Origin of the sequence: Streptomyces sp. NPDC127108 (genome assembly GCF_042677545.1) — a bacterium.
Classification (GTDB): Bacteria; Actinomycetota; Actinomycetes; order Streptomycetales; family Streptomycetaceae; genus Streptomyces.
Genome location: NZ_JBHXTE010000036.1, coordinates 43415 through 61320 on the forward strand (window position 1 = coordinate 43415; position 17906 = coordinate 61320).

Annotated in this window: 19 protein-coding genes; 8 read left to right on the plus strand and 11 right to left on the minus strand. The window is 70.6% G+C overall.

Annotated elements, in window-relative coordinates; translation table 11 throughout:
• Window positions 1-48 precede the first annotated feature (48 nt).
• The 3 genes from ACFVHO_RS27615 to ACFVHO_RS27625 all read left to right on the plus strand — a co-directional run bounded on the left by ACFVHO_RS27615 (window position 49) and on the right by ACFVHO_RS27625 (window position 4157).
• Window positions 49-2622 (plus strand): DEAD/DEAH box helicase, encoded by a 2574-nt coding sequence (locus tag ACFVHO_RS27615; protein WP_385720044.1) that lies wholly within the window; start codon window positions 49-51, stop codon window positions 2620-2622.
• A gap of 37 nt (window positions 2623-2659) precedes the next feature.
• Window positions 2660-3562, plus strand: coding sequence for an acyl-CoA thioesterase (locus ACFVHO_RS27620; RefSeq protein ID WP_385720047.1), 903 nt, complete (start codon window positions 2660-2662; stop codon window positions 3560-3562).
• A gap of 67 nt (window positions 3563-3629) precedes the next feature.
• Entirely contained in the window at window positions 3630-4157 is a 528-nt protein-coding gene (locus ACFVHO_RS27625; RefSeq protein ID WP_385720172.1) for a tetratricopeptide repeat protein, read from the plus strand.
• 19 nt (window positions 4158-4176) lie between these two features.
• Here ACFVHO_RS27625 and ACFVHO_RS27630 read toward each other — a convergent pair whose 3' ends face one another.
• Both ACFVHO_RS27630 and ACFVHO_RS27635 read right to left on the minus strand, forming a co-directional pair.
• Window positions 4177-5148: a DUF6397 family protein gene (locus ACFVHO_RS27630; protein ID WP_385720174.1), complete on the minus strand. Its 972-nt coding sequence runs from the start codon at window positions 5146-5148 to the stop codon at window positions 4177-4179.
• Between the two features lie 283 nt (window positions 5149-5431).
• Window positions 5432-5845: a roadblock/LC7 domain-containing protein gene (locus ACFVHO_RS27635; RefSeq protein WP_385720049.1), complete on the minus strand. Its 414-nt coding sequence runs from the start codon at window positions 5843-5845 to the stop codon at window positions 5432-5434.
• Between the two features lie 93 nt (window positions 5846-5938).
• Here ACFVHO_RS27635 and ACFVHO_RS27640 point away from each other — a divergent pair, with 93 nt between their 5' ends.
• On the plus strand, window positions 5939-6367 hold the full coding sequence (locus ACFVHO_RS27640) for a PPOX class F420-dependent oxidoreductase (protein ID WP_385720052.1): 429 nt from the start codon (window positions 5939-5941) through the stop codon (window positions 6365-6367).
• A gap of 19 nt (window positions 6368-6386) precedes the next feature.
• Here ACFVHO_RS27640 and ACFVHO_RS27645 read toward each other — a convergent pair whose 3' ends face one another.
• The 5 genes from ACFVHO_RS27645 to ACFVHO_RS27665 form a co-directional block, all read right to left on the minus strand.
• On the minus strand, window positions 6387-7037 hold the full coding sequence (locus ACFVHO_RS27645) for an ATP/GTP-binding protein (RefSeq protein ID WP_385720055.1): 651 nt from the start codon (window positions 7035-7037) through the stop codon (window positions 6387-6389).
• Entirely contained in the window at window positions 7018-7440 is a 423-nt protein-coding gene (locus ACFVHO_RS27650; protein WP_385720058.1) for a DUF742 domain-containing protein, read from the minus strand. The genes ACFVHO_RS27645 and ACFVHO_RS27650 overlap by 20 nt, the downstream gene beginning before the upstream one ends.
• 16 nt (window positions 7441-7456) lie before the next feature.
• Window positions 7457-7891 (minus strand): roadblock/LC7 domain-containing protein, encoded by a 435-nt coding sequence (locus ACFVHO_RS27655; protein ID WP_385720061.1) that lies wholly within the window; start codon window positions 7889-7891, stop codon window positions 7457-7459.
• Window positions 7888-10464 (minus strand): nitrate- and nitrite sensing domain-containing protein, encoded by a 2577-nt coding sequence (locus tag ACFVHO_RS27660; RefSeq protein WP_385720063.1) that lies wholly within the window; start codon window positions 10462-10464, stop codon window positions 7888-7890. Before ACFVHO_RS27660 ends, ACFVHO_RS27655 begins: the two co-directional genes overlap by 4 nt.
• A gap of 61 nt (window positions 10465-10525) precedes the next feature.
• Window positions 10526-11299, minus strand: coding sequence for an MHYT domain-containing protein (locus ACFVHO_RS27665; RefSeq protein WP_385720066.1), 774 nt, complete (start codon window positions 11297-11299; stop codon window positions 10526-10528).
• Between the two features lie 153 nt (window positions 11300-11452).
• On the opposite strand from ACFVHO_RS27665, the gene ACFVHO_RS27670 reads away from it, so the two are divergent.
• Window positions 11453-12052, plus strand: a complete 600-nt coding sequence (locus tag ACFVHO_RS27670) for a class I SAM-dependent methyltransferase (RefSeq protein WP_385720069.1) — start codon at window positions 11453-11455, stop codon at window positions 12050-12052.
• A 60-nt stretch (window positions 12053-12112) separates the two neighbouring features.
• Here ACFVHO_RS27670 and ACFVHO_RS27675 read toward each other — a convergent pair whose 3' ends face one another.
• Entirely contained in the window at window positions 12113-12868 is a 756-nt protein-coding gene (locus tag ACFVHO_RS27675) for an alpha/beta fold hydrolase (protein ID WP_385720177.1), read from the minus strand.
• A 121-nt stretch (window positions 12869-12989) separates the two neighbouring features.
• On the opposite strand from ACFVHO_RS27675, the gene ACFVHO_RS27680 reads away from it, so the two are divergent.
• A complete protein-coding gene (locus ACFVHO_RS27680) occupies window positions 12990-13511 on the plus strand; it encodes a PadR family transcriptional regulator (RefSeq protein ID WP_385720072.1) in 522 nt (173 codons plus the stop codon).
• Between the two features lie 24 nt (window positions 13512-13535).
• On the opposite strand, the gene ACFVHO_RS27685 is transcribed toward ACFVHO_RS27680, so the two are convergent.
• Window positions 13536-14441 (minus strand): oxygenase MpaB family protein, encoded by a 906-nt coding sequence (locus tag ACFVHO_RS27685; RefSeq protein ID WP_385720075.1) that lies wholly within the window; start codon window positions 14439-14441, stop codon window positions 13536-13538.
• 100 nt (window positions 14442-14541) lie between these two features.
• Here ACFVHO_RS27685 and ACFVHO_RS27690 point away from each other — a divergent pair, with 100 nt between their 5' ends.
• Both ACFVHO_RS27690 and ACFVHO_RS27695 read left to right on the plus strand, forming a co-directional pair.
• Complete coding sequence (locus ACFVHO_RS27690) at window positions 14542-14841, plus strand: hypothetical protein (RefSeq protein ID WP_385720078.1); 300 nt, start codon at window positions 14542-14544, stop codon at window positions 14839-14841.
• Between the two features lie 477 nt (window positions 14842-15318).
• On the plus strand, window positions 15319-16236 hold the full coding sequence (locus ACFVHO_RS27695; protein WP_385720081.1) for a hypothetical protein: 918 nt from the start codon (window positions 15319-15321) through the stop codon (window positions 16234-16236).
• Window positions 16237-16307: 71 nt separating this feature from the next.
• Here ACFVHO_RS27695 and ACFVHO_RS27700 read toward each other — a convergent pair whose 3' ends face one another.
• Both ACFVHO_RS27700 and ACFVHO_RS27705 read right to left on the minus strand, forming a co-directional pair.
• Window positions 16308-16490: a hypothetical protein gene (locus ACFVHO_RS27700; RefSeq protein WP_030359293.1), complete on the minus strand. Its 183-nt coding sequence runs from the start codon at window positions 16488-16490 to the stop codon at window positions 16308-16310.
• Between the two features lie 106 nt (window positions 16491-16596).
• Window positions 16597-17661, minus strand: a complete 1065-nt coding sequence (locus ACFVHO_RS27705) for a fatty acid desaturase family protein (RefSeq protein ID WP_385720084.1) — start codon at window positions 17659-17661, stop codon at window positions 16597-16599.
• Between the last annotated feature and the right edge of the window lie 245 nt (window positions 17662-17906).

Below are 17906 nucleotides of genomic sequence, written 5' to 3' on the forward strand. Positions count from 1 at the left end.
CCCATTCCTGTTGTTCTGACGGCCTGTTGGCGACACAGCGTAGCGTTCGTGATCTTCGTGCGACCGTCCGGTTCCCTGATCGGGCAGGAAGGGAGGCAAGATGGGGGTGTGACCCTTATCGATCAGTTGCCGCCGGATGCCGACCCCGATGCCCTCTTCGAAGCCTTCTCGTCGTGGGCCGAGGACCAGGGGATCACTCTCTATCCGGCCCAGGAGGAGGCGCTGATCGAGGTGGTCTCCGGGGCAAATGTGATCTTGTCGACACCGACCGGCTCCGGCAAGAGCCTGGTCGCGGCCGGTGCGCACTTCACCGCGCTCGCCCAGGACAAGGTCACCTTCTACACCGCTCCGATCAAGGCGCTGGTGTCGGAGAAGTTCTTCGACCTCTGCAAGCTCTTCGGCACCGAGAACGTCGGCATGCTGACCGGCGACGCCTCCGTGAACGCCGACGCCCCGGTGATCTGCTGCACCGCCGAGGTCCTCGCCTCCATCGCGCTGCGCGACGGCAAGAACGCCGACATCGGCCAGGTCGTCATGGACGAGTTCCACTTCTACGCGGAACCGGACCGCGGCTGGGCCTGGCAGATCCCGCTGCTCGAACTGCCGCAGGCACAGTTCATCCTGATGTCGGCGACGCTCGGCGACGTCTCGATGTTCGAGAAGGACCTCACCCGCCGCACCGGCCGCCCCACGTCGGTGGTCCGCTCCGCGACCCGCCCCGTCCCCCTCTCTTACGAGTACCGCCTCACCCCCATCACCGAGACGCTGACCGAGCTGCTCGAGACCAAGCAGGCGCCGGTCTACATCGTGCACTTCACTCAGGCGCAGGCCGTGGAGCGGGCGCAGTCGCTGATGAGCATCAACATGTGCACGCGGGCCGAGAAGGACCAGATCGCCGAGCTGATCGGCAACTTCCGCTTCACCACCAAGTTCGGCCGGAACCTCTCGCGCTATGTGCGGCACGGGATCGGCGTGCACCACGCGGGCATGCTGCCGAAGTACCGCCGTCTGGTGGAGAAGCTCGCCCAGGCGGGCCTCCTCAAGGTCATCTGCGGCACGGATACCCTCGGCGTCGGCGTGAACGTGCCCATCCGCACCGTGCTGTTCACCGCTCTCACCAAGTACGACGGCAATCGCGTCCGGACTCTGCGCGCGCGGGAGTTCCACCAGATCGCCGGCCGCGCCGGGCGCGCGGGCTTCGACACGGCGGGCTTCGTCGTCGCGCAGGCCCCCGAGCACGTCATCGAGAACGAGAAGGCGCTCGCCAAGGCGGGCGACGACGCGAAGAAGCGCCGCAAGGTGGTGCGCAAGAAGGCCCCCGAGGGCTTCGTGGGCTGGACCGAGGGCACCTTCGAGAAGCTCATCGCCTCCGAGCCCGAGCCCCTGACCTCGCGTTTCCGCGTCACCCACACCATGCTGCTCTCGGTGATCGCACGGCCGGGCAACGCCTTCGAGGCGATGCGTCACCTCCTGGAGGACAACCACGAGCCGCGCAAGCAGCAGCTGCGCCACATCCGCCGCGCGATCGCCATCTACCGCTCCCTGCTGGACGGCGGCATCGTCGAGAAGCTCGACGAGCCGGACGCCACCGGCCGCATCGTGCGCCTGACCGTCGACCTCCAGCAGGACTTCGCGCTCAACCAGCCGCTGTCGACGTTCGCCCTCGCCGCCTTCGAACTCCTCGAGCCCGAGTCGCCGTCGTACGCCCTCGACATGGTCTCCGTCGTGGAGTCCACCCTCGACGACCCGCGCCAGATCCTCGCCGCCCAGCAGAACAAGGCGCGCGGTGAGGCCGTCGCGCTGATGAAGGCCGACGGCGTCGAGTACGAGGACCGGATGGAGCGCCTTCAGGACATCACGTACCCGAAGCCGCTGGAGGAGCTCCTCTTCCACGCCTACAACACGTACCGCACCAGTCACCCGTGGGTCGGCGACCACCCGCTGTCCCCGAAGTCCGTGATCCGGGACATGTACGAGCGGGCGCTGTCCTTCACCGAGTTCACCTCGTTCTACGAACTCGCCCGCACCGAGGGCATCGTCCTGCGCTACCTCGCGAGCGCGTACAAGGCCCTGGAGCACACCATCCCGGACGACCTGAAGTCCGAGGACCTGGAGGATCTGATCGCCTGGCTCGGCGAGATGGTCCGTCAGGTCGACTCCAGCCTCCTGGACGAGTGGGAGCAGCTCGCCAACCCCGAGGTGATGACGGCCGAGGAGGCCCAGGAGAAGGCCGACCAGGTCAAGCCGGTCACGGCCAACGCCCGCGCCTTCCGCGTCCTGGTCCGCAACGCGCTGTTCCGCCGCGTCGAACTCGCCGCCCTCGACCACGTGGAGGAGCTGGGCGAGCTGGACGCCGAGTCCGGCTGGGACGCGGACGCCTGGGGCGCCGCCATGGACAAGTACTGGGACGAGTACGAGGACCTCGGCACCGGCCCCGACGCGCGCGGTCCCAAGCTGCTGCGCATCGAGGAGGATCCGGAGCACGGTCTGTGGCGCGTCCGCCAGACGTTCGCCGACCCGAACGGCGACCATGACTGGGGCATCAGCGCGGAGGTCGACCTCGCGGCCTCCGACGAGGAGGGCCGCGCCGTCGTCCGCGTCACGGACGTCGGCCAGCTCTGAGCGCCCCGAGCCCCCGGACAGGAGTCGAAGAACCGTCATGAACAATCCCGCCGACCGCCTGGTCGATCTGCTTGACCTGGAACAGATCGAGGTCAACATCTTCCGCGGCCGCAGCCCGCAGGAGTCCCTCCAGCGCGTCTTCGGCGGGCAGGTCGCCGGGCAGGCGCTGGTGGCGGCCGGCCGCACCACCGAGGGCGACCGGCCGGTGCACTCGCTGCACGCGTACTTCCTGCGCCCCGGCCGCCCGGGGGTGCCCATCGTGTACCAGGTGGAGCGGGTGCGCGACGGTCGCTCGTTCACCACGCGCCGCGTCACGGCGATCCAGCAGGGTCGTACGATCTTCAATCTCACCGCCTCCTTCCATCAGCCCGAACAGGGCGCCTTCGAACATCAACTGCCGCCCCGCATCGAGGCGCCCGCTCCGGAGTCACTGCCGACGGTCGTCGAAGAGATCAAGCAGCACCTGGGGGCACTGCCGGAGCAGTTGGAGCGGATGGCCCGGCGGCAGCCCTTCGACATCCGCTACGTGGACCGGCTGCGCTGGACCGCCGAGGAGATCAAGGACGCCGAACCGCGCAGCGCCGTGTGGATGCGTGCCGTCGGCCCGCTCGGCGACGATCCGCTGGTGCACACCTGCGCGCTCACCTACGCCAGCGACATGACCCTGCTCGACGCCGTCCGCATCCCGGTGGAGCCGCTGTGGGGCCCGCGCGGCTTCGACATGGCCTCGCTCGACCACGCCATGTGGTTCCACCGGCCCTTCCGCGCCGACGAGTGGTTCCTGTACGACCAGGAGTCCCCGATCGCGACGGGCGGCCGCGGCCTCGCCCGGGGCCGTATCTACGATGTCGAGGGACGACTCCTCGTCTCAGTCGTCCAGGAGGGGCTCTTCCGTCCGCACACGCCCCGGCCCATGGGGACGCCCACTCCGGACGCCTGAGCCACAGCATCCACCGCAAGGGACAACCGGCATGAACGACAGCCACAGACCGGACGAGAGCGAGACGATGAGCACCAGCACGAACGCCGGTCCGCAAGCCGACGACAGCCGCGACGAAGTCCTTGCCAAGGCCGTATGGCTCCGTGAGTCCGGCCACCGCGAGGAGGCACGCGCCCTCCTGGTCCCCCTCAGCGAGCGCTTCCCGGGCGACCCCGAAGTGGCGTACCAGACCGCGTGGGTGCACGACACCCTCGGCCTCGAAGCCGAGGCTCTGCCGCACTACCTGCGCGCGATCCAGCGGCCCGGCCTGTCGGAGAGCGACCGCCGCGGAGCGCTCCTCGGCCTCGGCAGTACCTACCGGGTCCTCGGACGGTACGACGAGGCCGTCGCCGCGCTCAGCCACGCGTCGGAGGAGTTCCCCGACGACGGAGCCCTCAAGACCTTCCTCGCCATGGCGCTGTACAACACGGGCCAGGCCCACGACGCGATGGGGATCCTGCTGCAGTTGCTCGCGACGACGAGCCGGGACCAGGACATCGCCGTGTACGGCCCCGCCATCAAGCACTACGCCAAGGATCTCGACGCGACGGTCTAGCCAGGTCCGCCCGCGTCGCCTAGGTCCACTTGCGCAGCCACTTGAAGAGGCCTCTCGGCTCGTCGCGCCGCCTGTCCCCGCCAGGCTCCGGCATACGGCCCTCTCTCAGCCCGGTCTCTTGCGCCCGCTGGTGGGGAGCCGCCTCGGTGATGTGCGCGGTCGGCCACGGCACCGGGTCGAGCGCCGGATGAGGACGGGGCGAGGCGGAGATGGGCGGGCGGCCCGGTCGGGGTGCGGGCCGCAGCCGCCTGGCCTCCTCCAGGGCGAGGATCAGGTTGGCCCGCAGCCAGCTGATCTCATTCGGGTCGTCTGCGGTCACGATCCGCTCGACGATGCGTGTCGTGGGTGATTCGGGTGCCGCTTGTGTCAGCGGCTCGGGCTTGAGCCGGTTGAGGTAGGCGCGTTCGTAGGGGTCCCTGACCACCTCCGCGAGCTGCACCGGGTCGAGCAGTGACGCGCCGGCGGCGGCACGCTCCCAGGGGTCCTCCGACTGGCGCAGCAGGAACCCCGCGTGCCTGCTCCGCCAGTTGCGTGCCCGCAGGTCAGCGCCTGCTTCCAGCCGGGTGCGGAGCCCTTCTGGGGCACGTCCGGTGAGGAGGGGCGTGCTGGCCTCGGACGCGGTGAACTGGCGCAGCTCGTCCTCGAGATAGAGCCAGACGACCGCCCTGTAGCGGTTCACATAAAATTTCACCGGGGTCAGCACACCCGCGCGGGCGAGGCGTGTGAACCGCGCCGGTGTGATGTCCATGAGGTCCGCGCCCTCCGCCGTTCCCACGGTTTTGACGCGTTTCCGCAGGGACTCGGGGAATCCCGGTGCCGCGCGCACGCGGTCGATCTCCTCTCGCCGTACGCGACGGCGCCCTCCGGCCGGATCCGCGACGGTGCGGATCCGGCCCAGCATCACCGCTAGGTCGAACTCACCGCGTTTCAGCCCCAGTTCGCGGGCGGCGCTGCTGCGCGCGAGTGTCGGCGGCGCCCCGGCCCGCGAGATCGGCGGGCGGCTTGAAGGGCCCGAAGGGCTGGGCCCGGTGAAAGTGGATCCAGCTTGAGCAGCCGCCCTTGATCCGGGCACGGTTTTTGATCCGGGCGCGGCCCCCGATCCAAATGCGGATGCCGGTCCAACTGCGGCTGCGAGATGGGAAATGGTCTGTGTGTCGCCAGTCATGGCGGTTCTCCCCCGTGCGTGGTCATTGCTCGTGGAAAAACCGTAGCCCGGCCGCCCCATTTCCCGCTCGGCCTGTGGATAACTCTGCCTGCGCGCCCATTTCCCCAGGTCAGAGGTCTACAACGGGAGTCCTTTCCGGGTGCCGGGCGCCCACGCCGAGGTGCTCGCCGACGCGGTTCACCAGCAGCGTCATCTCGTACGCGACTTGGCCGATGTCGGCCTGCGCGGAGCTGAGCACGCACAGACAACTGCCGTCGCCCGCCGCCGTCACGAACAGGACCGCGTCATCGAACTCGATCATGGTCTGGCGTACGTTGCCCGCGTGGAAATGGCGGCCGGATCCCTTCGCCAAGCTGTGCAGCCCGGACGACACCGCCGCCAGATGTTCGGCGTCCTCCCGCGCCAGGCCCGAGCTCGCCCCGGTCACCAGGCCGTCGTTGGACAGCACCAGTGCGTGCCGTACATGCTCCACACGCTTGGTCAAGTCGTCGAGCAGCCAGCCGAGCCCCGTGTTCTGCGCCATGGTCCCTTCTCCCCCTGCGTCGCTCCCCCTGGCTGGAGGATCTGACCTGCCAGCCTTCCCCACCTCCGGCGTCGCGGCAAGCATGATGGGGACATGGCACAGAAGATGACCGATGCACAATGGCGGGCCTTCGTCTCCCACGGCACCCGCACCGCCAAGCTGTCGACGGTTCGCGCGAACGGCAGCCCGCACATCGCCCCGATCTGGTTCGTCCTCGACGGGGATGACCTGGTGTTCAACACCGGAAGGGACACCGTCAAGGGGCGCAATCTGGCGCGCGACGGGCGCGTGGCGCTCTGTGTGGACGACGATCAGCCTCCGTTCGCCTTCGTCGTCCTGCAGGGCCAGGCCGAATTGATCGATGACCTCGAGCAGGTGCGTCACTGGGCGACCCGCCTCGGCGGCCGGTACATGGGCGAGGACCGGGCCGAGGAGTTCGGCAAGCGCAACGGTGTGCCCGGAGAACTGCTGGTCCGAGTCAGGATCGACAAGGTGCTCGCGTACGACGCGGTCGCCGACTGACCGTCGCTCCGCGGGCACCTCACCCGAGGGAGTCGAGCAGCCGGGCGGTATGCCTCCGCCCGGCGTACTCGACCAGCCGAATCAGCACCTCCTTCCCTGAATCACGGTCACGTGCGTCGCACAGCACCACGGGCGTCCCACGGTCGAGGTCCAGGGCTCGCGAGACGTCGTGCGCGCCGTACGTCCGCGCGTCGGAGAAGCAGTTGACCGCCACGACGAACGGAATCTGGCGGTGCTCGAAGTAGTCCACGGCGGGGAAGCAGTCCTCGAGCCGACGGGTGTCCGCGAGGACGACGGCGCCGAGCGCCCCTTGTGACAGCTCGTCCCACAGGAACCAGAAGCGGTCCTGTCCCGGCGTGCCGAAGAGGTACAGCGAAAGGCCGGATCTGATGGTGATGCGGCCGAAGTCCATCGCGACCGTCGTCGTGATCTTGCGGTTCACGCCCTCGGTGTCGTCGACCGACTGGCCCGCCTCACTGAGAAGTTCCTCGGTCCGCAGGGGCCGGATCTCGCTGACGGCACCGACCAAGGTGGTCTTGCCCACGCCGAAGCCTCCGGCGACCAGGATCTTCAATGCCATGGCTGTGCTCTCGGCGGTTCCCTCGCGACCGGCGCTATCGCCGGTCACCGCAGTGTCGCCGCCCCTGGCGTCAGAGCGCTCGGAGCCCATCGATCACCTCTCGCAGGATCTTCTCGTCGGGTAGCTGGGCGGGCGGCACGGGCCGGTGCACGATGGCGTGACCGCCCTCCACGAGGTCGCCGAGCAGCACCCTGACCACGCCCACGGGCAGGTCGGCACCGGCGGCGAGCTCCGCCACGGACTGGCTCTCGACGCGGCACAGTCCGATGAGCGCGCGGTGCTCCGGACCGAGTGCCGCGTCGCCGCCCGGACCGGTCGCGGTGGTTCCGGATTCGGTGAGGGTGACGAGGGCGATCAGGTCGAAGCGCACACCGCTGGGCCCCGGTCGGGTCCGTCCCCCGGTCATGGCGTACGGACGGACCAGGGGCCCGGCCTCGACGTCGAACCACTGGCTCCCGTGCCGGTACTCGGCACCGCTCCTGTCGTCGGTCATGGCTGCCCCGCCTCGGTCACCCGGAGCCCGGCTCGCGGCCGGAGAAGCGCGCCGGGGTGTCGAGGTGCTCGCCGACACGCTTGACCATGCGTGCCATCTCGTACGCGACCAGGCCGATGTCCGCCGTGACCGTGCTGAGCACGGCGAGGCATGACCCGTCCCCCGCGGCGGCCACGAACAGGAACGCGTCGTCCATCTCGACCATCGTCTGGCGTACGCCCCCGGCTCCGAAGTGCCGGCCCGCGCCCTTGGCGAGGCTGTGGAACCCGGAGGCGACGGCAGCCAGATGCTCGGCGTCCTCACGCGTGAGCGCCGTGGAAGCGCCGACCGCGAGCCCGTCGTTGGACAGCACCACGGCGTGCCGCACATCGCCGACGCGCAGCACCAGATCGTCCAGCAGCCAGTCCAGTTCACCGGACCGTCCGGCGGTGCGGCTCGAATCCCGGATCATGTGGGCTCTCCTTCGCTGCGGTCAGTGCTTCTGCGGGGCCCTTCCGGGTCCGGCACGGCTCCGATGACGCCGGGCAGCCGTCCACCGCCGCGGGCCCATCCGGCCCGGTAAGCGGCGATGCGGTCCCGTACGCGCTCGGGGCTGCGCTCGTTGCCGAGCCGGGCGTCGGCTGCCCCGGGTGGGGCAGTGGGCGGTCCGTGGCGCAGCTGTGGGGCGATGCTCGCCTGGCGCACCCGGCGCGGGAGTTCGTCCGAGGCGTCTGCGGAGCCGACGTCCGGAGTCGCGGGTGGGGTGCCCTCCGGTTGCTTGCGGAGGTGGAGCGCGGTGACGCCAGGGGGCTGCGGGGCGGGGCGGCCGGGTTCCGTCGGCGGGCTGAGGGCGGGGCGTCCGGCCGTGGCGGCCAGGTGGGCATTGTGGGGCGCGCCGCCCACACCCGCGTACTCGGCGGCCTCGGTCTCACGCATGTCTTCACTCTCTTGACGATCCGTCGTACGTCCGGCGGGGGGCTCGGCGGTGGTGCTGTGGAGCAGTGCTGTCGGCAGCAGGACCACGGCTGTGGTGCCGCCGTAGGGCGAGGTCCGCAGGTGCACTTTGATGCTGTGCCGGGCCGCGAGCCTGCTCACTACGAAGAGGCCCAGTTGGTCGCTGTCGAACAGGTCCAGTGCCTCGGACTGTGTGACGCGGCGGTTGGCTTCGACCAGGACCTCCGTGCCCATGCCCAGTCCGCGGTCCTCGATCTCCAGGGCGTATCCGTTGCCCACGGGTTCGCCGCTGACCCGCACCTTGGTGTGGGGCGGTGAGAACTGCGCGGCGTTCTCGACGAGTTCGGCGAGGAGGTGGGTGAGGTCCGCGACGGCAGCGCCCACGACGTCGGCGGCGGGCAGTTGGCGTACCTCCACGCGCGCGTAGTCCTCGACTTCGGAGAGCGCTGCGCGGACGACGTTCGTGAGCGGGACCGGCATGCGCCAGGCCCGGCCGGGCGCGGCTCCGGAGAGGATGATCAGGCTCTCCGCGTGCCGTCGCATGCGGGTGGTCAGGTGGTCGAGGCGGAACAGGTCACTGAGTTCGTTCGGGTCGTCGGCCCTGCGTTCCATGGTGTCGAGCAGGCTGAGCTGTCGGTGGACGAGGACTTGGCTGCGGCGGGCGAGGTTGACGAAGACTCCGGAGATGCCGCTCGCGAGTTCGGCACGCTCGACGGCGGCGCGCAGGGCGGCGCGGTGCACCGTGCCGAGGGCGTCGGCGACTTGCCCTGTCTCGTCCTCGGCCGGAGGTCCTTGGGGTGCCTCTACGTGGATGTCGATTTCGTCGCCTGCCCTGAGCTTCCCGATGGCGTGCGGCAGTTGGCGGCGGGCGATCTCCAGGGCGCGGTTGCGGAGACCGACGAGTTCGACGACGAGGCCGCGGCCGATGCGCACCGAGATGACCAGGGAGGCCACTACGGCGACGAGTCCGAGGAACACGGCAGCGCCGGACGCGGTGAACACGCCTCGGGTCAGAGGGTCGGCACGGTCTGCCGCGTCCCGTGCCGCGCGGTCGGCGATGGCTCGCTGCTTGTCCAGGACGGCCGTGTGAGCGGTGTCCCAGGTGCCGGCCGGGGCCGCCTCGAGGGCCTGCTCGCCGGGTTCGGCCAGGAGCACCTTGTCCTCGGCAGCGGTCACGTCGGCGTATGCCGTTCCTGCCACGAGACGTTGCCACGCCGCGCGTTCAGGGCCGCGCAGGTCGGTCGTCGCCGTCTCGACGAGTGTCTGGCGGGTGTCGGCGGCGCCGGTGAACCTGCGCAGCCGCTCGCCGTCGAAGGTGCCCGCGAGCCGGGCGCTCGCCAGCAGCACGTCCTCGCGGGCCAGCATCTCGCCCGACCGAGAGAATTCGAGCAGTACGCGCGCGTGGGAGCCCGATTCGCCGCTCTGGACGGCGGAGAGCGCACCGTTGACTTTGAAGGCGGCGGTGACGGCCTTGGTGTACTGCCCGTACGCGGCGTCCCATCCGGTGCGACGGTCGAGCACGGACGTGCGCACCGCGCGCAGCCTCTCGGCCCCCGTGACGAACTCTGCGAGCCGGTCCCCCACGGGTGCGGGCAGGCCTGCGCCGTCGGCCACGGTGTTGCCCTTGCCGAGGCGAAGCGTCGCCACTGCCCGGTCGGTGCGCGCGGCTTGCCGCTTGAGGGCGGCTGCGCGGTCGACGGCAGGCTTGGTCGCGTACCGCACGGCGTCGGCGCGTTCGGCTTGGAGCGCGGCGACGGCCGCGACGACCGGCGCGCGTACGGCGGAATCCACATGCTGCGTCCGTCGCAGGCCCGCGACGTCCTGGGCGGTGCTGACCGTCGCGAACGCCCACAGGGCGAGCAGGGAGACCACCGGCACCATGAGGAGGCAGACGACCTTGGCCCGGACGGTGCGCGGGCGCAGTCGCCAGCGTGCCGTGGGCGACGAAGTGGCCGGCCGGCCGTCCGTACGGGGTTCCGCCTCGGCATGGTTCTCGTGGGCGGGCGGGCCCGCGTGGGCACGGCGGCCTCGGGCACGGGCCGCGCCCGGGTGCGGCGAAACGTTTTCGGGGGTGGTCCGGGTTGTCTCCATGGCCTCCTCGCTCGGCAGGGTGCGCGACGTGTGCCTCCCGGCCGTGGCCGGTCCGCGTGCGCTACGGGGTGGCGCTTTCGACGGGCCGCTGGGCCGACACGGTGGCTGCCCGCTCCCCGGCGCTCGGGGACAGTGCGACGAACGCCGAGGTCAGGAAGAGGTAGGAGCCGAGGCCGACGGCGAGCGGAAAGATGAACTGCATCGTCGTCGCCCCGGGCAGCTCCGCGCCCGACGGCGTGACGCGGACACCGACGGCCAGCATCCCGGTGTAGTGCATGCTGCTCACCGCCCCGCCCATGACGAGCGCCGCTCCGGCGACCGCGAGGGGTGACGTGATGTTCAGGGCGGCCCACAGCGCGGCCGTCGCCGCGACCACGGCGATCACGACGGAGAGCGCGACGAGCACGGGGTCGTAGCGCACGGCACCGTGCAGCCGCAGCGCGGCCATGCCCAGGTAGTGCATGCTCGCAACCCCGAGGCCGGTGGTGAGCCCTCCGAGTGCGAGGGCGCGGCCGCGGTCCCGGCCGTAGCCGACGGCGAAGACGCCCCCGCCGACGACGGCCATCGCGACGAGCAGGCTCAGCAGCGTGAGCGGCACGTCGTAGCGGATCTCGGTGCCGCTGACACCGAATCCGAGCATCGCGACGAAGTGCATCGTCCAGATGCCGGTGCCGATCGCCGAGGCGGCGGTGATGAGCCAGTTGCGGCGCGAACGTCCCGTGGTGCCCAGCGCTCGCACGGTGCACTGCAGTCCGAGCGCCGCACCGACGCAGGCCATCGCGTACGACAGCACGGGGGTCAGCCAGCCGAACGTGGCGTGGTCCAGGTGTCCCATGGCCCATGGACGCTAGACCCGTCGGGGGCGCACGACGGGGGCGCAGTTCGAAAGCTGCCGCCGATGTTTCGAATGCTGCCGTGATGCGACACCTGCTGTCCCTGAACGATCGCGCCCCACACGAACACTTGCACGTGCGGGATCATGAGCCGTATGACCGACGACCACACGCACGTCCAGGAGTTCTTCACCGCGCGCGCCGCCGACTGGGACAGCCGCTTCCCGGACGACGGCCCGGTGTACCGCGCTGCGGTGGCCGAGCTCGGCCTGCGGCCGGGCGACCGCGTCCTGGACGCGGGCTGCGGCACCGGACGCGCCCTGCCCGCCCTCCGGGACGCCGTGGGGCCCGCGGGCTCCGTCCTCGGGGCGGATCTCACCCCCGCGATGCTCGAAGCCGCCGTGCGGGCGGGCAGGGACGCCCACGGACAGTTGCTGCTCGCCGACGTGGCGAGGCTGCCGGTGCGCACGCACTCTCTGGACGCCGTGTTCGGCGCGGGTCTGATCTCTCACCTGCCCGACCCGGCGACGAATCTCCGGGAACTGGCTCGCGTGGTGCGACCGGGCGGGCTGCTCGCCCTGTTCCATCCAATCGGCCGGGCCGCGCTCGCGGCCCGGCAGGGACGTCAGATCACGCCGGACGATCTCCGCGCGGAACCCAACCTCCGGCCGCTCCTGTCCGGTTCGGGATGGCGCATGAAGTCGTACGTCGACGAGGACACCCGGTTCCTCGCGCTGGCCGTACGCGAGAACTGAGACGGTCGGTGACGCCCGGCCGCAGTGCCAGGCGCCACCCGAGGCCGCAGCATCAGCGGGTCAGGCCCGGCCGGCGACCGCCGCGGCGAAGGCTTTCGCGTTGTCCAGCATGACGTTGTGCCCGGCGTCCGGCACCGTGACGACCCGCACCCCGGACGCCACCAGTTCCTCGCGGCCCACGAGTTCCTCGCTGAGCGCACCCTGCAGGAACACGCGCTCGACGGAGAGGCCCATCAGCATCACGCGCATGGTGGGGTCGGTGCCCCGGACGAGCCCGGTCGCGCTGCGGTGCAGGGCGCGCGGGTCGGCGAGCCGCATGGTCGCAGCCCACACGGGTCCCGCCTGCTCGAGCACACGGGTGTGCCCCTCCTTCACGAACTGCTCCTCTTCGTAGGCAGCGATTCGGCTGCTGCCCGCCGTCGAGGCAGGGGCCGGGTCGAGATTGGCCTCCGTGAGGACCAGGCGCGACACGAGGTCCGGCCGCCGATGCGCGAGCACGATGGCGACGGAGCCTCCCATGCTGTGCGCGACGAGCTCCGCCCCGTGCACCGCGGCCCCGTCCAGTGCGGCCGCCACGGCATCCGCGTGATCCTCCAGCGTGTAGCCGAAGTCGGCGGGGCGGTCACTGAGGCCGTGACCCGGCAGGTCCGGGAACAGCGATCTGCGCCCCGCCAGTTCGGGCCGGGCCGCGATGTGCGCGTGATAGGCGGCCGAGGCCGCGCCCAGCCCGTGGACGTACACGCGCGCCGGTCCCGCGCCTTCGGACTCCGTCCAGCGGATCCGGCTTCCCCGCGCGTCGAACCGCGCGTCACACATGGCCATGACCATCCCCCTGCCCTCGCCCCGACTTCCTGTGGCCTCGACTCTCGGGAGACTATACATCGACACCGTAGTATTACGGGATCGATGTACAGCGTGGGTGCGGCAGAATACGGGCATGCTGGAGCTCGCCATCCTTGGATTCCTCTACGACCACTCGCTGCACGGCTACGAGTTGCGCAAACGCATCACGGCCCTCACCGGTCACGTGCGCCCGGTCGCGGAGAGCACGCTCTACCCGGCCATCAAACGCCTGGAGAAGGCCGGGCTGCTGGTACGTGAGACCCAGCCCGGCGCCGTCGCCGCGCCGCGCCACGTCCTGAGTCTCACCGACGCGGGCAGGAGCGAGCTGCGCCGCCGCCTCACGGAGCCCGCGCGGGCGGACATCACGGACGAGAACCGCTGGTTCACGCTGCTGGCGTTCCTGCGCCACCTCGACGACGCCGACGCCCAGGCCTCCGTGTTGCGGCGGCGTCTGGACTTCCTGCAGGAACCGGCGAGCTTCTTCTACGAGGGCGACCGCCCGCTGCGCGCCGAAGAGCTCGACGATCCGTTCCGGCAGGGCATCCTCACCATCGCCCGCGCCACGAGCCGGGCGGAACTCGCATGGCTCCGCAAGACCTTGGTGTCACTCGGCTGAGGCCAGCGGGCGCTCAGGCCGTGGTCACTCCGGCCGCGCCGTGGTCGACGGATCCACGGGGCGCACCGGGCAGCCGCGCACGCCGGGGACGGGACGCGTACCGAGCTCGTCCACGCGGTAGCCGTCCGGATAGCCCTTGATCTCGCGGTTCTGCCGGGCGTAGTGCGGGGCCGTGCGCGGCGGGAGCAGGCGTACCGCGCGGCCGCGCAGCCGCACCGCGCCACGGACGAGCGTCCTGGTGACGGGATGGGGTTCTTCGTAGCGGAAGGCCTTCACCAGGGTGTCGTCGAGCAGGGCGACGGTGGCCGCGCGCAGGAGGGGAGCGAGGGGGCGGGGGTACCAGGAGGCCATCAGGTCGATGGTCGCGTCGGAGACCGTTCGCGCGTCCTCGTCCCAGGCGAAGTGGGCCTCTTCGTAGGCGTCGAGGCACGCGGCGAACTCCTCGTAGGAGCCGGGTACGTCCTGGATGCCCAGGTGCCGTCCGAGCGTGCGGTAGTACACGGCGGACGCGGCGGCCTCGTGCTGGGAGAACCTGCGCCATCCGTAGGTGTCGATCCATCTCTTGGGCGTCACCACGAAGGTGCAGAGCACATACCGCATGTCGTCGTTGGTGATGTCGTAGCTGCCGTGCATCTGGTTGATGCGCCGCAGCGCCGTGCGGCCCACGACGCTGTCGAAGCCGTGCTCGACGACCGCGTCGAGGAGTAGTGCCGTGTCGTCGTACCGCTTCTGCGTGCGGTCCGTCAGCTCCGCGGTCCGCGCGAGGAGGCGGCCGATGCTCGGGACGGCGTAGGTGCGGTAGAGCGCGAGCTCGAGGGCGCGGGTGAAGTCCCAGGGGAACTCGTACGTCGCGGAGAGACGGTAGATCGTCAGGAAGTCCTTCTCCGGGTCCAGGCGCCGGATGTGCCGGAGCCGTTCGTAACGCTTCACCGCACGGTCCCCCTATCTACAGCCGGGGCTCCAACTCTACGTTGGGGATCTGTAGTTCACGTGGTCCACGGAGTGATCCACATGGGGGAAGGCGGTCGGAATGTTCGACAAGATCCGCAAGCGCTGGCACCGGGGCGCGTCCACGGACCCGGCGGCCCCCGCGACGGTCACAGAGAAGCAGCGCCCGCACAATCTCTTCGAGGCCGCCGCCGTCTATGTGGCGGCGTGCGCCGAGGACGACCAGGAGGGCGTCGACGAGGCCGCGGGCTGGGTGTCTCCGGAGGCCCTGTCCTTCGGGGTGAACGAACTCGCCTGCCGTGCCGTCATCGCTCTCGCACGGGAGCGCGACGAGTCTCCGAGCGCCGTGGCGCGTACGCTCCTCGGCCTGCCTGCCGCCTGACGTCGGCGTGCGTCGGGTCGGGGCACACGAGCGCCGCGCTGACGGGGATCCCCGAATCGGCGGCGTGCAGCAGGCGTTCGCGGACCTCTCGGGGCGTGCGGGGCCGGTAGCCGGGCCCGCAGCCGCAGCAGTCCTGCCGGAAGCGCACACCGGCGGTCAGGATCACCGCGAGGGCTCGCCATGCCGCGGTGTCCCTGCGCTTGGGCACCGCGAGGGCGGTGCCCGCGTCGAGCAGCCGGTGACCGCACTGCGGGCAGACGTCGTGGCGCGCCCGCGCGAAGTCGGACGGTTTCTTGAAGGACGCGCGGCACGGCAGACAGATGAAGTGCGATCTGGCGCTGGGCATGGCGGGCAGCTTAGGTGGCCGTTCCGTCGACGTACGAGCGAATTTCCTGGTCATCCACCCTCGACGGCGTGTTGAGCCAATGGTTAAGGTGCGCCGACGGAGCAAGCAGGGGCCTGTGATGGGGAGGCAGCATGGCCGCGACGGACGACGCTGTCGCCACCGATGACGACGCGCTGTACGTGCTGACGGCGGTCTTGCTGACGCCCGCGAAGTTTCCGAGCGTGCTCGGCGACGACTATCCGGAAGCCTGTGCCGCGCTGGGGCTGCCGCCGTTGGCCGCCGGGTACGGACTGGTGCTCGGGCAGGACAGCGCGGGTGCGCGCTGGACCGTCGTCACCGACGACGTGTCACTCGTCGCCGTCGCGATCGCTTCCTGGGACTGCGGCATGGAGTACGACCTGTCGCCCGACGAAGGCACCGTGGTCGCGGCGCTGCCCGGCTGGCCGCTCGCCGTGGCGGTGGCGGCCCCCGGCGTGCCCGCGCCGCACGACCCCGAGCCGGACCCCGAACAGCCCGGCCAGCTCCCGCTCACCCCGCCGCAGTCGGACGCCTGGGGGCCGGCCCAGCGCCGCCTGGGCGCCGACGAGATAGCCCTCCAGTGGGCCGCGTGGCGCGATCAGATCGACGACGAGAACTTCGCCACGGACGGCGCCGCCGAGGAGGACGGCGCGGTGGGCGACAGCGGCGCGAGGACCGAGCCCTCCACGGACGGGGAGCGCGGCGCGGACGCGGGCGCCGCACCCCCTGCGGGGAGCAGCCCCGAAGGCTCGGCCTCAGCTCCCTTGACCGGTGTGCGACGGGTCCTCGCCGAGGCGCGCGCGTACGTGGAGACACCGCCGCCCTTGGGGCGGGTGCGGTCGTCCTTCGCCTCTGGTCAGGCACGCACGCTGCGTGCCGACGGTCCTGGCTGGTCCATGGTCGCGAGGACAGACGACATCGCCTTCGTCCTGCTCGACGAGGAGCCGGGCGAGGTACTGCCGGTGGGACGCGGGCCGGAGCTACCGGGGCTGCTCGAAGCGCTCGACAAGATGGCGGTGCGCCCCTCCTGACTCAGGCGTTCGGCACCGCCTCCCTCAGGACGCGTCCCGCCGCGAAGGACGCGCTGCTGTCCCATGGCGGCTCAGCGGCCCAGCTCCTTGCGGGTGACGCGACGCAACCTGCGGCGCTGCCCGGAATCGAGGGTCAGGTAGGCCGCGGCCGGGACGCCGACCACGATCAGGAACGCGAGCCACCAGGGCAGCCAGATGAGCAGGATGAGCCCGGCCGCCACGCCTCCTGCGGCGATCTTCGCCTTCTTCGACATGTCCGTCGCCTCCTTCGCGGCAGGTGCCGCTCTCTGTCTTGAGAAACGGGATCGGACCGCGCCCAGTTCCAGGTCGCGACCCTGACCGATCCCTGACGTGCGTCCCCTACTCGACCCTGAGTGCCCTCAGCGGTTCGCCCACCTCGTGCATGTGGCGAAGCACCTGCCGGTAGGAGTCGACGAGCCCGGTCTCCGCGTAAGACATACCCACAGCATGACAGTGCGCACGGACAAGGGGCTGGGCGAGCCGCAGATGCGGCCGGGGCATGCTCGGGAAGAGATGGTGCTCGATCTGGTAGTTCAGCCCGCCGAGGAGCCAGTCGGTGAGCGCGCCGCCTCGGATGTTCCGCGAGGTGAGGACCTGGCGCTTCAGGTGACCCCACCGCTCGCCGTCCGGGTCGGGCATATCCATGCCCTTGTGGTTGGGGGCGAAGGCCATCCCCAGGTGCAGTCCGAAGAGGGCCTGGTGGACGGCGGCGAAGGCGATCGCGTGCCCCAGGGGCATGGCCGTCAGGAGGAGCGTGACGTAACCCACGAGATGGGCGACCAGAAGCGGGCCTTCGACGGCTCGCTCCCGTCGGCTCTGGCGGCGCAGGTCACGGAATCCGTAGACCTTCATGGCGATGCCCTGGAGGAGCGTCAGGGGGAAGAACAGCCAGGCCTGATGGCGCGTGAGCCAGCGTCGGAATCCGGCCCGGGGCCTGGCCTGCCGTGCCGTGAACACCAGGATGTCGGCGGCGACGTCCGGGTCCTTCTCGGTGTGGTTCGGGTTGGCGTGGTGGCGGTTGTGTTTGTCGTTCCACCAGCTCACGCTCATCCCGAGGAGCAGGTTGCCGTGCACCAGGCCGATCAGGCGCGCCACCGCGCGGTTGTCGGTGATCTGGGAGTGTCCGGCGTCGTGCCCGATGAAGGCGGTGCGTGCGCACAGGACGGAGAGCACCGGCGCCAGCAGCAGCACCCACCAGGTGTGACCGAGGGCGAACAGTCCCGCGCCGACAGCCGTCAACGCCGCCGCGTTCAGGGCTATGCCGCGTGCGTACCAGCCGACGCGACGCTCGAGGAGCCCTTCTGTTTTGACGGCGCGCAGGAGTGGTGCGAAGTCGCTCCCGGAGCGATGCCTTGCGCTGACGCCATCAGGGCGTTCCGCGACGGCTGCGGCAGCCTGGGCCATGACGAGTTCTCCGGTCTCCGTGAGGATGCTCTGACCTCAGGAAACGTACGGATCTGTGACCTTCGGCGACCATGGCGCCACCCCCCGTGTTCCACCGGGGGCAAGCGCCCACGAAAAAAGGGGTGCTGGGTACACCCTTCGAGAGAAGTGGCGCACATCACAGCACATGGAGCGCCGCAAGATGCGAATTGCGAGGTACTCTCGGCCGCTCCCGTCACATTAGTCAAGTTTGAGGAATGCGCCAT

What these genes read in the sequence shown, in the direction of transcription:
- ACFVHO_RS27620 (WP_385720047.1), top strand. Translation starts at nt 2,660, where the DNA reads ATGAACAATCCCGCCGACCGCCTGGTCGATCTGCTTGACCTGGAACAG.
- ACFVHO_RS27625 (WP_385720172.1), top strand. Translation starts at nt 3,630, where the DNA reads ATGAGCACCAGCACGAACGCCGGTCCGCAAGCCGACGACAGCCGCGAC.
- ACFVHO_RS27635 (WP_385720049.1), bottom strand. Translation starts at nt 5,845, where the DNA reads ATGGCGCAGAACACGGGGCTCGGCTGGCTGCTCGACGACTTGACCAAG.
- ACFVHO_RS27640 (WP_385720052.1), top strand. Translation starts at nt 5,939, where the DNA reads ATGGCACAGAAGATGACCGATGCACAATGGCGGGCCTTCGTCTCCCAC.
- ACFVHO_RS27645 (WP_385720055.1), bottom strand. Translation starts at nt 7,037, where the DNA reads ATGGGCTCCGAGCGCTCTGACGCCAGGGGCGGCGACACTGCGGTGACC.
- ACFVHO_RS27650 (WP_385720058.1), bottom strand. Translation starts at nt 7,440, where the DNA reads ATGACCGACGACAGGAGCGGTGCCGAGTACCGGCACGGGAGCCAGTGG.
- ACFVHO_RS27655 (WP_385720061.1), bottom strand. Translation starts at nt 7,891, where the DNA reads ATGATCCGGGATTCGAGCCGCACCGCCGGACGGTCCGGTGAACTGGAC.
- ACFVHO_RS27660 (WP_385720063.1), bottom strand. Translation starts at nt 10,464, where the DNA reads ATGGAGACAACCCGGACCACCCCCGAAAACGTTTCGCCGCACCCGGGC.
- ACFVHO_RS27665 (WP_385720066.1), bottom strand. Translation starts at nt 11,299, where the DNA reads ATGGGACACCTGGACCACGCCACGTTCGGCTGGCTGACCCCCGTGCTG.
- ACFVHO_RS27670 (WP_385720069.1), top strand. Translation starts at nt 11,453, where the DNA reads ATGACCGACGACCACACGCACGTCCAGGAGTTCTTCACCGCGCGCGCC.
- ACFVHO_RS27675 (WP_385720177.1), bottom strand. Translation starts at nt 12,868, where the DNA reads ATGTGTGACGCGCGGTTCGACGCGCGGGGAAGCCGGATCCGCTGGACG.
- ACFVHO_RS27680 (WP_385720072.1), top strand. Translation starts at nt 12,990, where the DNA reads ATGCTGGAGCTCGCCATCCTTGGATTCCTCTACGACCACTCGCTGCAC.
- ACFVHO_RS27690 (WP_385720078.1), top strand. Translation starts at nt 14,542, where the DNA reads ATGTTCGACAAGATCCGCAAGCGCTGGCACCGGGGCGCGTCCACGGAC.
- ACFVHO_RS27695 (WP_385720081.1), top strand. Translation starts at nt 15,319, where the DNA reads ATGGCCGCGACGGACGACGCTGTCGCCACCGATGACGACGCGCTGTAC.
- ACFVHO_RS27700 (WP_030359293.1), bottom strand. Translation starts at nt 16,490, where the DNA reads ATGTCGAAGAAGGCGAAGATCGCCGCAGGAGGCGTGGCGGCCGGGCTC.
- ACFVHO_RS27705 (WP_385720084.1), bottom strand. Translation starts at nt 17,661, where the DNA reads ATGGCCCAGGCTGCCGCAGCCGTCGCGGAACGCCCTGATGGCGTCAGC.